8 protein-coding genes are annotated in these 13,930 nt (G+C 71.4%); 6 read left to right on the top strand and 2 right to left on the bottom strand.

Annotation, left to right across the window (positions count from 1 at the left end):
- The first annotated feature begins 16 nt into the window (after nt 1-16).
- Complete coding sequence (locus MNOD_RS33545) at nt 17-1,393, top strand: MFS transporter (RefSeq protein ID WP_015933406.1); 1,377 nt, start codon at nt 17-19, stop codon at nt 1,391-1,393.
- A gap of 492 nt (nt 1,394-1,885) precedes the next feature.
- On the opposite strand, the gene MNOD_RS33540 is transcribed toward MNOD_RS33545, so the two are convergent.
- Entirely contained in the window at nt 1,886-4,177 is a 2,292-nt protein-coding gene (locus tag MNOD_RS33540; RefSeq protein ID WP_015933405.1) for an NADP-dependent malic enzyme, read from the bottom strand.
- A 571-nt stretch (nt 4,178-4,748) separates the two neighbouring features.
- Between MNOD_RS33540 and mutS the strand changes: the two genes are divergently transcribed.
- Nucleotides 4,749-7,538 carry a DNA mismatch repair protein MutS gene (mutS, locus tag MNOD_RS33535; protein WP_015933404.1) on the top strand — a complete coding sequence of 930 codons (2,790 nt, stop codon included), beginning with the start codon at nt 4,749-4,751 and terminating at the stop codon, nt 7,536-7,538.
- A 370-nt stretch (nt 7,539-7,908) separates the two neighbouring features.
- Here mutS and MNOD_RS33530 read toward each other — a convergent pair whose 3' ends face one another.
- Nucleotides 7,909-8,982, bottom strand: a complete 1,074-nt coding sequence (locus MNOD_RS33530; protein ID WP_015933403.1) for a sensor histidine kinase — start codon at nt 8,980-8,982, stop codon at nt 7,909-7,911.
- A 407-nt stretch (nt 8,983-9,389) separates the two neighbouring features.
- Between MNOD_RS33530 and MNOD_RS33525 the strand changes: the two genes are divergently transcribed.
- The 4 genes from MNOD_RS33525 to gudD all read left to right on the top strand — a co-directional run bounded on the left by MNOD_RS33525 (nt 9,390) and on the right by gudD (nt 13,914).
- Complete coding sequence (locus MNOD_RS33525) at nt 9,390-10,733, top strand: AmpG family muropeptide MFS transporter (protein ID WP_015933402.1); 1,344 nt, start codon at nt 9,390-9,392, stop codon at nt 10,731-10,733.
- Between the two features lie 337 nt (nt 10,734-11,070).
- The gene (locus MNOD_RS33520; protein ID WP_015933401.1) at nt 11,071-11,319 is read left to right on the top strand and encodes a hypothetical protein; all 249 of its coding nucleotides are present in this window, start codon (nt 11,071-11,073) and stop codon (nt 11,317-11,319) included.
- A 204-nt stretch (nt 11,320-11,523) separates the two neighbouring features.
- Nucleotides 11,524-12,414: a LysR family transcriptional regulator gene (locus MNOD_RS33515; protein ID WP_015933400.1), complete on the top strand. Its 891-nt coding sequence runs from the start codon at nt 11,524-11,526 to the stop codon at nt 12,412-12,414.
- Between the two features lie 147 nt (nt 12,415-12,561).
- Complete coding sequence (gudD, locus tag MNOD_RS33510; protein ID WP_015933399.1) at nt 12,562-13,914, top strand: glucarate dehydratase; 1,353 nt, start codon at nt 12,562-12,564, stop codon at nt 13,912-13,914.
- Nucleotides 13,915-13,930 lie beyond the last annotated feature (16 nt).

Here is a 13,930-nt window from a genome sequence, read left to right as displayed (position 1 = left end):
GAAACAGGAGGAAACAATGCCCGATACGAGCCCCGACGCCGATCCCCGGGCGGCGATCCGGGAAGGCGACATGACCGCCTTCCAGGTCGTCGTCGTCGCGATCTGCATCCTGATCTGCGCCCTCGACGGCTTCGACGTGCTGGTGGTGGCCTTCACGGCGGCGGCCATCGCCCGCGACTTCGCCCTCTCGCCCACCGATCTCGGGCTGCTGTTCAGCGCCGGGCTCGCCGGGATGGGGCTCGGCGCCCTGCTGATCGGTCCCCTCGGCGACCGGCTCGGGCGGCGCACCACCCTGCTCCTGTGCCTCGGGATCCTGTGCACCGGCATGCTCGCGGCGGCTTTCAGCCGGAGCCTGGGCGAACTCGCGCTGGTGCGGCTGTTCACCGGCCTCGGCATCGGCGGCGGGCTCGCCAACGTGAACATCGTGGTGGCGGAATACGCCTCGGACCGCTGGCGCAATCTGGCTATCTCTTTGATGTCACTTGGATATCCGATCGGGGCGACGCTCGGGGGCGCCTTCTCGGTCGTCCTGATCGAGGCCTATGGCTGGCGGTCGGTCTACGTGTTCGGCGGCCTCGTCGCCCTGGTCCTGGTCCCAGCGGTGCTGGCCTTCATGCCGGAATCGATCGACTATCTCATGGCCCGACGGCCGGCCGGCGCCCTCGCGAAGATCAACCGGGTGCTGACGCGGATGGGGCGCCCGACCCTCGCCGCGCTGCCCGCCGTCTCCCGGACGGAGATCCTGGCGGGAGTGGGCCCGCTCGTTCTCCTGCGACCGCCCTACGCCGCACGGACCGCGGCGACCTGCCTCGCATATTTCTGCGTGATGATGACCTCCTACTTCTTCCTCAGCTGGACGCCGAAGGTGCTGACCGAGCACGGCCTCAGCATCAGCGGGGGCATCTCGGGGGCGATGCTGATGAACGCCGGCGGGGTGGTCGGCTGCCTGCTGTTCGGCTTCGGCGCCCGCGGGATCGGGACGCGCCGGCTCGCCGCCGCGATGATGGTCGGGCTTTGTCTCGCGGGCGCGATCCTCGGCCTTGTCCCGCCGACGCCGGCATTCCTTCTCGCTGCCACGCTGGCGATCGGGTTCTTCCTCTACGCGTCGATCAACGCGATGTACGCGGTGGTGCCAGCGGTGTTTCCGGCGAGCGTGCGGACCACCGGCACCGGCCTCGCCATGAGCGTCGGCCGCCTCGGCGCCGTCGCTGGGCCCTCGCTCGCCGGCCTGCTGATGGCGGCGGGCTGGGACCGGTCGGGCTATTGCGCGGCGCTCGCCGCCCCGATGCTGGTCGCGGCGCTGAGCCTCGCCTGGGTGCGGGCCGCGGGGCGGGAGGATCGAACGGAGGTGGGGCTGCCGAGCCCGGCGAACAGCCTCGCGACGAGCCGGTAATACCGACGGGCCTTGGACATGACCATTGGTTCCGTTCTCGGATTTTCGCCAAGCCTCGTCACAAAGCCTTTGGCTTGGCATCGACAATTCGAGATGGGTCGACGGCCCGATGCGTGAGCGTGTGCGGCAGCACCTGCTGCCTCGGCAGCCTGGGCCGTTGGTATAAGTTGCCACCGGCCGGGCCGCCCCTGAGAGATGAAACCGGCCGCAAGGCCCCCTCGATGGCAGCCCCGCCGGCCTTCATGCTGAGGTGCAGGGCGGCTTCCAGGCAGGTCAGTTTCTATCTAGCCGGCTTCCGGCTGATCTGTTCGGGGATGATCGAGCGCGGGGAACCCCTCTCCCAAGTGGGAGAGGGGTGTGTCGTGCGCATCCATTTTCCAACGGATCAACACGGACCAGAAGCACCATTGCTGCCTGCGCGGTGTCTCACTTTCGATAGTCCTGTCCCGCCTGCAAGGCCGGAGAGGTTCTGCGGCGCTCGTAGCGGGACGCTCACCCGCCGATGTTGAAGGCCGCCAGTGCCGCCATGTTGACGAGATCGGTGTCGGTGGCGCCGAGCGAGACGATCTGCACCGGCTTGTCGAGGCCAACGATCAGCGGCCCCAGCACCTGCGCGCCGCCGAGCTCCTGCAGCATCCTGGTGGAGATCGAGGCCGAGTGGAAAGCCGGCATCACCAGCACGTTCGCGGGCTGCTTGAGCCGGCTGAACGGATACTGGGCCAGCACCTCCCGGTTGAGCGCCACATCGGCCGACATCTCGCCGTCATATTCGAAGTCGACCCGCATCCCGTCGAGGATCTTGACCGCCTCCTGCACCTTCTCGGCGCGCTCGGCCTTGGGATGGCCGAAGGTCGAGAAGGAGAGGAGCGCGACGCGCGGCTCGTAGCCGAGGCGCCGGGCGACGCCCGCGGCCTCGACCGCGATGCCGGCGATCTCCGGCGCGGAGGGCATCTCGTGGATCGCCGTATCGGCGACGAGCACGATGCGCCCGCGGGCGAGGCAGAGCGAGACGCCGATCACCCGGTGGCCCGGCTTGTGGTCGATGACGTGGCGCACGTCGTCGAGGGCGACCGAGTAGTTGCGGGTCGCGCCCGTAACCATCGCGTCCGCGTCGCCGAGCGCCACCATGGAGGCCGCGAAGTGGTTGCGGTCCTGGTTGATCAGCCGCTGGCAGTCGCGGAACAGCAGGCCCTTGCGCTGCATCCGCGCATAGAGGAACTGAGCGTAGACCAGGTTGCGGTCCGACTTCGCGGCGTTGTGGATCTCGATGTTGTCGCGTCCCGACAGGTCGATTCCGGCGGCATCCGCATTGGCCAGCACCCGGTCCTCGCGCCCGACCAGGATCGCGGTGCCGAGCCCCTGGTTGACGAAGGACACGGCCGCCCGGATGACGACCTCCTCCTCGCCCTCCGCGAAGACGACGCGCTTGGGAAACTTGCGCACCCGCTCGAAGATGCGGTTGAGGGTGCCGGCGACGGGGTCGCGGCGGGCCGAGAGCTGGGCCCGGTAGCCGTCCATCGCGGGAATCGGCTTGCGGGCGACGCCCGTATCCATGGCGGCCTTGGCCACGGCCGGCGGGATCGTATGGATCAGCCGCGGGTCGAAGGGCACCGGGATGATGTAGTCCCGCCCGAAGCGGGGCCGGGTGCCCTGATAGGCCGCCGCCACCTCGTCCGGCACGTCCTCGCGGGCAAGCGCGGCGAGCGCCTGCGCGGCCGCGATCTTCATCTCCATGTTGATCGTGGTCGCGCGCACGTCGAGCGCCCCCCGGAAGATGTAGGGGAAGCCCAGCACGTTGTTGACCTGGTTCGGGTAGTCCGAGCGCCCGGTCGCCACGATGGCGTCGTCGCGCACCTGCGCGACCTCCTCGACCGTGATCTCGGGATCGGGGTTGGCCATCGCGAAGATGATCGGCTGGGGCGCCATCGCGCGGATCATGTCGGGCGTGAAGGCGCCCTTGACCGAGAGGCCGAACACGATGTCGGCGCCCTCGATGGCCTCGGCGAGCGTGCGCTTGGAGGTCTCGACCGCATGGGCCGATTTCCACTGGTTCATGCCCTCGGTGCGGCCGGCATGGACCACGCCCTTGGTGTCGCACAGGATGACGTTCTGGTTACCGAAGCCCATCGCCTTGAGGAGCTCGATGCAGGCGATGCCGGCCGCGCCCGCGCCGTTGACCACGAGCTTGGCCTGGCTGATGTCGCGGCCGGTGAGGTGCAGCGCGTTGATCACGCCCGCCGCCGCGATGATCGCGGTGCCGTGCTGGTCGTCGTGGAAGACCGGGATGTCCATCAGCTCCCGCAGGCGCTCCTCGATGATGAAGCACTCGGGCGCCTTGATGTCCTCGAGGTTGATGCCGCCGAAGGTGGGCCCGAGGTAGCGCACGCAATTGATGACCGCCTCCGGGTCCTCGGTGCCGACCTCAAGGTCGAAGGCGTCGATATCGGCGAAGCGCTTGAACAGGACCGCCTTGCCCTCCATGACCGGCTTCGAGGCGAGCGCGCCGCGGTTGCCGAGGCCGAGGATCGCGGTGCCGTTCGAGACCACCGCCACGAGGTTGCCCTTGGCCGTGTAGTCGAAGGCGAGCGCCGGATCCTCCGCGATGGCGAGGACCGGCACGGCGACGCCGGGCGAATAGGCCAGCGACAGGTCGCGCTGCGTCGCCATCGGCTTCGTGGCGACGACCTCCAGCTTGCCCGGCCTCCCTTGCGCGTGGAACTGGAGCGCCTCCTGGTCGGTGAAGGTCGGGCGCGCGCGGCGGGTGGTGGGACGGGACTCGCTCATGCCGGGACCTTCTTCGCCTTTAGTCTGATCTGACCATGGGAGACGTCCCATAGGGCCGCCCGAGGCGGGGCTCAAGCAAAGTGTTTGCCTCGGCGACCTCGTCCGGTCCGCCTATGCCTCGGCCGGGCGCATCGTCCCCAAATAGAACCTGACCTGCGTGGAAGCCGCCGCACTCCTCATGCTGAGGTGCGAGCGTCAGCGAGCCTCTGGCCGGCATCAGCCGGCACGCACCCCGGACCGATGATCCCATCCCGCCAGAGCCTCGGACCAGCGGTCAGGCGTGCGTGCCGGCTGATGCCGGCCAGAGGCTCCGTGCGATCTTCGATCGCCAGGAGCACCTCAGCATGAAGACCGGTGGGGCTGCCATCGGGGGCGCCTTGCGGCTGGGTTCTCAGTCAGGGTCGGCGAGCCGGTGGTAAGCTGATCGGACGCCGGTGACGGGAACGGAGCCGCGCCATTCGGGCGCTCTCCCGCAGCCCGTCCGTCATCCCCATCATCCCGGGGGAGAACCCCGGGGGAGAACGCGGCGGCCGCCTGGAACGGCCGCCTTCCTCTGCTAGTGTCAGCCCCGATGACGATGGACAGCGACCTCGGCCGGCGCCTGCTGCGCGACGAGCCTCACGAGCCGGCGGACGACGCTCCGCCTCCGCCACGCGGACGGCGCGCCGCCGCGGCCGAGCCCGCCGCCTCGCCCATGATGGCGCAGTACATCGAGATCAAGGCCGCCAATCCGGGCTTGCTGCTGTTCTACCGGATGGGGGATTTCTACGAGCTGTTCTTCGAGGATGCGGAGGTCGCCTCGCGGGCGCTCGGCATCGTGCTGACGAAGCGCGGCAAGCATGGCGGCGCCGACATCCCGATGTGCGGCGTGCCGGTCGAGCGGGCGGACGACTACCTCCAGCGCCTGATCGCGCTGGGGCACCGGGTCGCCGTCTGCGAGCAGACCGAGGATCCGGCCGAGGCCCGCAAGCGCGGCTCGAAATCGGTGGTGCGCCGGGAGGTGGTGCGCCTCGTCACCCCCGGCACGATCACGGAGGAGCGGCTCCTCGATCCGGCCCGCGCCAACCTCCTCCTCGCCCTGGCGCGCCGCCGCGCCTCGGAGTCCGGCTGGACCTACGGGCTCGCCGCGGTCGACATCTCGACCGGGCGCTTCACCCTGAGCGAGATCGATGGGCAGGGGCTCCCGGCCGAGATCGCCCGGCTGGAGCCGCGCGAGATCGTCATGGCCGAGGCGATTCACGCCGATCCGGACCTCGCCCGGCTATGGCGCGACACGAGTGCCGCGGTGACGCCGCTCGGGCGCGGCGAGGCCGACCCGGCCTCGGCCGAGCGGGCGCTGAAGGAGCAGTTCGGCGTCGCCACCCTCGACGGGTTCGGCGCCTTCAGCCGCACGGAGATCGCGGCGGCCGGGACCGTCCTGCACTACATCGCCCGCACGCAGCTCGGCGCCAGGGTGCCGCTGAGCCCGCCCGCCCGCCAGGGTGCCGGCGGCAGCCTGCTCATCGATGCGGCGACGCGGACCAATCTCGAACTCACCCGCACCCTGTCGGGGGAGCGGGCCGGGAGCCTGCTCGCGGCCATCGACCGCACCGTCGGGGCGGCCGGCGCGCGGCTCCTGGCGGAGCGGCTCGCCGGCCCCTCCACCGACCTCGCGCTGATCCGCCGCCGCCACGACGCGGTGGCCTTCCTGGTCGCCGAGGGGGCCTTGCGGGCGGAGCTCCGCGCCGACCTCGCGCGGGCGCCCGACATGGCCCGGGCGCTCTCGCGCATCGGGGTCGGGCGGGCCGGCCCGCGGGATCTCGCGGCTTTGCGCGACGGCCTCGACGCGGCCCGCAGCATCGCGACGCGGCTCGCGGGGGCCGGTGCGCTCCCGGGGGAGATCGGCAAGGCCGCGCGGCTCCTCGCCACCGTGGGCGACGGGCTCGTCGAGACCCTCGCCGCCGCGCTCGCCGACGAGCTGCCGCTCGTCAGGCGCGACGGCAACTTCGTGCGCGAGGGCTACCGGGCCGAGCTCGACGAGGCGCGTGCGCTCCAGAGCGATTCCCGCCGCTTCGTCGCAGGGCTCCAGACCCGCTACGCCGCCGAGACCGGCTGCCGGAGCTTGCGCATCAAGCACAACAACCTGCTCGGCTTCTACATCGAGGTGCCGCAGGCGGTCGGCGAGACCCTGCTGAAGGATCCCTGGCGCGAGACCTTCGTGCACCGCCAGACCATGGTGGACGCGATGCGCTTCACCAGCGTGGAGCTGGGCGAGCTCGAATCGCGCATCGCCAACGCGGCCGGCCGGGCGCTCGCCCTCGAACTCGAGATCTTCGAGGCCCTCGCCGCCGCCGTGATGGACCAGGCCGCGGCGATCAACGCGGCGGCGACGGCGCTCGCGGCCCTCGACGTGGCGGCCTCCCACGCGGAGCTCGCGGTCGAGCTCGACTGGACGCGGCCCGTCCTCGACGAGAGCCTGACCTTCCGGGTCGAGGGCGCCCGCCACCCGGTGGTGGAGGCCGCGCTCCGGCAGGCGGGCGAGCCCTTCATCGCCAATTCCTGCGACCTGTCGGGGAGCGAGAACGAGGCGCGCAGCGGCCGGGAGGCCGGCCAGATCCTGATCGTCACCGGCCCGAACATGGGCGGCAAGTCGACCTTCCTGCGCCAGAACGCGCTGATCGCGGTGCTGGCCCAGATGGGGGCCTTCGTGCCGGCCCGCTCCGCCCATCTCGGCCTCGTCGACCGGCTGTTCTCGCGGGTCGGCGCCGCCGACGACCTCGCGCGCGGCCACTCGACCTTCATGGTCGAGATGGTGGAGACCGCCGCGATCCTGAACCAGGCGACGCGCCGCTCCCTCGTCGTCCTCGACGAGATCGGGCGCGGCACCGCGACCTTCGACGGGCTCTCGATCGCCTGGGCCTGCCTGGAGCATCTCCACGAGGTCACGGGCTGCCGGGCGCTGTTCGCGACCCATTTCCACGAGCTCACCGGGCTCGCGCGGCGGCTCGAGCGCCTCTCGAACGCCACCCTGAAGGTGACCGAGTGGAAGGGCGACGTGGTGTTCCTGCACGAGGTGGTGCCGGGAGCGGCGGACCGCTCCTACGGCCTCCAGGTGGCCCGGCTCGCCGGCCTCCCGGCCTCGGTGATCGCCCGCGCCAAGGTGATCCTGGCCGATCTGGAGAAGGGCGATGGCGGGCGGGGCCGCCGCGCGCCGGTTGCCGAGCTGCCGCTCTTCGCCGCCCTGCCGCCGGCGCCCGAACCGCCGCCCGCACCGAAGCCGGACGCCCTGCGCGACCTCCTCGGCGGCCTCGATCCGGACGGCCTCACGCCGCGCGAGGCCCTCGATGCGCTCTACCGGCTGAAGGCCGCCCGGGACGCGTGACGCGGTTTCCGGAGGATCGGTGCGGAGACCGGATCACAGGGTCTTCGCCCTTTCCGGATTCTCCGCCCCTTCCCGCTTTCCCGGACGACAGGAGCGCTAGGAGATCCGGGACCCAGCACGGTGAGTTGCCGCGAAGCGGCTCCGGTTGCCTCCAGCGTGGCCGAACAAGCGGTCGCTGCGCGACGTCTTGTGCTGGTCCCGGGTCGCATTCCGCTGCCGTTGCATGCGCCCGGGACAGGGAGAGCGGACATCCTCGCCTGGGCTGACGCAGGCTCGATCGAACCTGAGGGCATGCAAGCGGCCACGCTCCTCGGCATGAGAGCCGTTCCGGCCTCCACGGCCGTCATACCAAGACTTCGGAGGGGCGACCTCACGCCCCCGCCGCATCGAGCGGCAGCGAGACCTGCGCCCGCGTGCCGGGACGAGCCTCGTCCCAGACGAGGACGCCGCCGAGCTGACGTGCTACCATGGCGATCAGGCTGAGGCCGAAGCCATCCCGCGGCGGATTGGTCGCCTGCAGGCCGACGCCGTCATCCGCTACCTCCAGGGCGAGCCGCCCGTCGGCGCGCGCGGCGGCGATCCGCACATTCCCCCGCCGCCCGTCCGGGAAGGCGTGGCGGATCGCGTTGACGGCGAGTTCGTGCAGCAGCAGCACCAGCGGCCCCGCCTTGGCGGCCGGGACGAGGATCGGCTCGACCTCCACCGAGACGGTGATGCGACCGGGCTCGACCCCCGCCAGGAGCTCGCCCGCCATCTCCTCCGCGAAGACCCGCAGGTCGAGGCACCCGTCATCCGGCCCGCCAAGGCGCTGGACGGCGGCGAGCGCGCCGACGCGCTCGGCCATCCGGTCGAGGATCGCCCGGGTGGCCGCATCCGGGCCGCGGCGGGCCCGCAGCATCAGCAGTGAGGCGATCACCTGCAGGGTGTTCTTCGCCCGATGGTCGAGTTCGTGCAGCAGCTCCGTCCGGTGCTCGAGGGCCGCCTGGAGCGCGGCGCGGGAACCGGCCGCGTCGTCATCCTCCCGCGCGGCCACGTCGGTGAACACCGCGAAGGCGTAGCGGGTGCCGGAGGCGACCCGCACCGGGCTCACGCTCACCGCCGCGCCGACGAACATCCCGTCCTTGCGGGCGAGCCGGACCTCGCCCCGGGCCTCCTCGCCGCGGGAGAGGGCGGCGCGCAGATGCGCGAGGGGAAGGCCACCGTTCCCGGCCTCCTGCAGGAACGGGCAGTCGCGCCCCAGGATCTCGTCGGCGGCATGACCGGTGAGCCGGCAGAAGGCCTCGTTCGCGAAGGCGACCGGATAACCGGGCGGCCGGGCCTCGGCCAGCAGCATCGGCACACCGCTCGCGCGGATCGCCGCCGCGAAGGTCTCGTCGGCCCTCGGCACCGCGGCGCGGGGGCGCTTCTCCGTGGTCCTGATCGATCGGCGGGCAGCCCCGGCCATCGCCCTTGCTCCGCTGCGCAGCGCCGCCGGCTGCATGACGCAAGGGCGGCACCGTGCAACCGAGCAGAGCACCACCCTCTGAAGTCAAGTCTCCCACGAGCGAACCCCGGGCGACAACCTCCGGTTCCCACCTTATCTGCTTCATCCCGCGGGATTCTTCGCCCATGTCACTTCGCCCATGTCATTTCGCTCATGTCATGAGGCTCCGGCCCGCCGGCGGGACGTTAACGGATCGTGAACCATGATGCCGCCTCACTCCTCGGGCGGAGTGCGCTGCGGCGCGGCCCCCAAGCGAAGCGTCGGCCAGCCGAGGCTTCGCCGGCCGGGGATGCTGGCGTGGCGCGGGTTTTCGGCGGAGAACCGGGGGCACCTTTCCGGAACGGCTTCAGGCGAGGAACGAGGAATTCATGACGACCGGCTGGCTCGACGGCACCCGGCAGACCCTGCGCGACGTCGCCAGCGACAAGCGTATGGCCCTGATGCTGCTTCTCGGATTCGGAGCGGGGCTCCCGATCCTCCTCGTCTTCGCGACGCTCTCGGCGTGGCTGCGCACGGCAGGCATCGAGCGCTCCAGCATCGGGCTGCTCAGCTACGTCTCGCTCGCCTACACGCTGAAGTTCATCTGGGCGCCGGTCATCGACCGCTTCGACCTGCCCGTGCTGGCGCGGCTCCTCGGGCGGCGCCGGGGCTGGATGCTCGCCGCGCAGTTCCTCGTCGCGGGCGCGCTCCTCGCCATGAGCCAGGGCGACCCGTCGCGCTCGCTCGGCTACATGGTGGTCTGTGCGCTCACCATCGCCTTTGCATCGGCGACGCAGGACATCGTGGTCGACGGCTGGCGCATCGATTCCGCGCCGGCCGAGCGCCAGGGCATGATGCTGGCCGCCTACCAGCTCGGCTACAGCCTCGCGCGGATCTGCGCGGGCGCCGGGGCGCTCTTCCTCGCCGATGCCTTCGGCTGGACGCCCGCCTACGTCACCATGGCGGCCCTGATGCTGATCGCGATCGCGGGCTGCCTCGCCGCCCCGAAGGTGCAGGCCGCGGATCCACCCGCGGGACGGGGCTGGCGGACGGCCCTCCGGGAGGCGGTGGTCGATCCCTTCTCGGACCTCGCGCGCCGGAAGGGGGCCGGGCTCGGGCTCATCCTCCTCCTGATCACGCTCTACCGCCTGCCCGACATCGTGTCGGGCATCATGGCGAACCCCCTCTACATCGACATGAAGTACTCGCTCTCCGAGATCGCCACCGTGTCGAAGGTCTACGGGGTCTGGATCGGCGTCGCGGGCGCCTTCGCGGGCGGGATCGCGGTGAGCCGGCTCGGTCTCCTCAACGCGCTCCTGGTGGGCGGGATCGCCGCCTCGGCCTCGAACCTGATGTATGCCTGGGTGGCGCTCGCCGGGCACAACCTGCCGCTGCTGATCGCCAGCATCAGCATCGAGAACTTCGCGGGCGCCTTCGCGGGCACGGCGCTCATCGCCTACATGTCGAGCCTGACCTCGCCGGCCTTTGCGGCGACGCAATACGCGCTCCTCTCCTCCCTCTATGCGCTGCCGGGCAAGTTCGTGGGCGGGCTCTCGGGTTTCGCCGTCGAGGCGGTCGGTTATCCGACCTTCTTCGTCATCACCTCGGCAACGGGCATTCCGGTCGTGGCCCTCTGCCTCGCCCTGCGCCTGCTGCGGGAGGAGCGCCCGGCCCCGCCGCCCGAGGCCGAGCCGGCGGAGCTGCGCGGCGACAGCCTCACGCTGCGCGCCTGATCCGCCAGCCCCAGGTCTCGATCTCACGGACTCTCGATCTCGCGGACTCTCGATCTCGCGGGCGAGATGGAAACGCGTCAGCTCGCCGGAACGGGCTTGGCTTCGATCATGGGGGCTCCCGTGCCGATCCGGATAGGGGACTGGCGCCCTCCGCCGGGGCCTGAATGGATGCGCAACGATGGCGCGATCCTGTCACGGCCGTCCGCTCCAAGCTGTGCGGCGCCGGCTCCCGGCCATGGACGAGGGTTTCCGGATACCGCGAAAACCACGCGCTCGGGGGGAGACAAATTTAAGCGATCGGCGCCAGCTTCGGTTCGGCAGCAGCGGAACCGGATCCATGATCATCGAGCGCCGGAAGGCCTATCGGATGGATGCCTTCAAGCTGGGGCAGATCGTCCTCCAGGATCGCGGGCCGGTCGATTGCCTCGTCTGGAACCGCACCCCGCTCGGCGCCATGCTGGAGATCGAGCCGGAGGACGAGGTGCCGCAGCGTTTCCGCCTGGTGGTCGCGTCGCTCCTGATCGACCGCCCCTGCCTGGTCCGCTGGCGGCGCGGCCGCAAGCTGGGCGTCTCCTTCGTCGATTGACATAAAAGCCCGTCCGGGAGAGCAGGCCCGCTCTCCGGCGGGCGCCCCGGCCCCCAAGCGGCCGATCCGACCCGTGCGCGTGGCAGTGCCCTGCCGCCTTGTCGCGGGCGAGATCCAGCGCGTCATGCTGCGCTGACGGGCCGGGTCCCAGGCGCTATCTTGGGCGTCTCCGGGCCCGGAGCCCGGGGACGGCGGGAGGCGCGCGTGCTCGATTTCAGCCAGATCCGCTGCTTCGTGGCCGTTGCCGAGGAGCTGCATTTCGGGCGGGCGGCGGCCCGCCTCAGCATGACGCAGCCGCCCCTGTCGCGGCAGATCCAGGTGCTGGAGCGCATCCTCGACGTGCAGCTCCTCGAACGCTCCAGCCGCTCCGTGCGCCTCACCGCCGCCGGCCGCAGCTTCCTGCCGGAGGCGGTGCGCATCCTGCGGCTCTCGGAGGCCGCCGCCCACGTCACCCGCCAGGTCGCGGCCGGCAAGGCCGGCACCCTCAAGCTCAGCTTCACGGCGGCCTCGGCCTACGACTTCCTGCCGAACCTCGTCACCGCCTGCCGCGCCGCGCTCCCCGACGTGACCCTCTCCTTACGCGAGATGGTGACCAAGGACCAGATCGAGGAGCTGCTCGCCGGCCGCATCGATGCCGCCCTGGTGCGCCCGCCGGTGACGCATCCGGATCTCGACGCGGTCCGCGCCCGCGCCGAGCCCCTCGTCGCCGCGCTTCCCGCCGACCACCCGCTCGCCGGCCGCGAGACCCTCGCGCTCGCGGATTTCGACGGGATGCCGTTCATCGCCTATGCGCCGCACGAGGCGCGCTACTTCTACGACCTCGTGGCCGGCCTGTTCGCGGAGGCCCGCGTGCAGCCGAGGACCGTGCAGCAGCTCGCGCAGATCCACTCGATCCTCGCCCTGGTGCGGGCGGGCCTCGGCTTCGCGCTGGTGCCCCAGGCTGCCGAGCGGCTGCGCCTGGACGGCGTCGCCTACCGCCCTCTCGCCCTGGAGCGGCCCCGGCCCGTCGAGCTCGTCCTGGCGTGGCGGCGCGACCACGACAACCCGCTGATCGATCAGCTCCGCCGCCTCGTGGAGGAGGGCGCGCGCGCCTGACCGATGCCCTGCCCGCATCGATCAATTCAGCCTTTGGCTTGGACGGGCATCGTTGACCGGGTCTAGATGGGCCGACCGGGCGGCCCGGATAGGGCCGCCCGCTTGCAGGACGGCCCGCAAGAGGCCGTCGGACCGGGAGCACGCCCCATGGAGACCCCGCCTCGCCCCGCGCTCGCGCGCGGCACGCCGACGATCACCGCCATGCGGGTGGTGCCGGTGGCCGGCCGCGACAGCATGCTGCTCAACCTCTCGGGCGCGCATGGGCCGTTCTTCACCCGCAACCTCGTGGTGCTCACCGACTCGACCGGCGCTACCGGCCTCGGCGAGGTGCCGGGCGGCGAGCGCATCCGCCGGACCCTGGAGGAGGCCCGCGACCTCGTGCTCGGGCAGCCCCTCGGCGCCTGGAACGGGGTGCTCAACGCCATGCGGACGCGCTTCGCCGACCGGGATGCCGGCGGGCGCGGGCTCCAGACCTTCGATCTGCGCGTCACCATCCACGCGGTCACGGCGGTGGAATCCGCCTTTCTCGACCTGCTCGGCCGGTTCCTCGGCGTGCCGGTGGCGGCTCTGCTCGGCGAGGGCCAGCAGCGCGATGCGGTCGAGATGCTGGGCTACCTGTTCTATGTCGGCGACCGCCGCCGCACGAACCTGCCCTACCGCGAGCCGGAGGCGCGCGACGGCTGGCTCCGCTTGCGCGACGAGGAGGCGCTGACGCCCGAGACCGTGGTGCGGCTCGCCGAGGCCGCGCACGAGCGTTACGGCTTCAACGACTTCAAGCTCAAGGGCGGGGTGCTGCCGGGCGAGCAGGAGATCGAGGCCGTCACCGCCATCGCCAAGCGCTTCCCGCAGGCCCGCGTCACCCTCGATCCGAACGGCGCGTGGTCGCTGGCTGAAGCGATCCGGCTCTGCAAGGGCAGGGGCGACGTGCTCGCCTATGCGGAGGACCCGTGCGGGGCGGAGGCCGGCTTCTCGGGCCGCGAGATCATGGCCGAGTTCCGCCGCGCCACGGGCCTGCCCACCGCCACCAACATGATCGCCACCGACTGGCGGCAGATGGTGCACGCGCTGCAGCTCGGCGCCGTCGACATCCCGCTCGCCGACCCGCATTTCTGGACGCTGTCGGGCGCCGTGCGCGTCGCCCAGACCTGCCGCGACCACGGCCTCACTTGGGGCTCGCATTCGAACAACCACTTCGATGTGTCGCTCGCCATGTTCACCCATGCCGCCGCCGCTGCGCCCGGCACGGTCACGGCGATCGACACGCACTGGATCTGGCAGGACGGCCAGCGCCTCACCAAGGAGCCGCTGCGCATCGAGGGCGGCCGCGTGAAGGTGCCCGAGCAGCCCGGCCTCGGGATCGACATCGACTGGGCGGCGGTCGAGGCCGCGCACGCCCTCTACGAACGCCACGGGCTCGGTGCCCGCGACGACGCTGCGGCGATGCAGTTCCTCATCCCCGGCTGGACCTTCGACCCCAAGCGCCCCTGCCTCGTGCGCTGATCGTCTCGGGAGACGC

Source organism: Methylobacterium nodulans ORS 2060 (genome assembly GCF_000022085.1).
Taxonomy (GTDB): Bacteria; Pseudomonadota; Alphaproteobacteria; order Rhizobiales; family Beijerinckiaceae; genus Methylobacterium; species Methylobacterium nodulans.
Note: the sequence above shows the minus strand (reverse complement) of the source record. Positions and strands in the feature narration are given on the sequence as shown.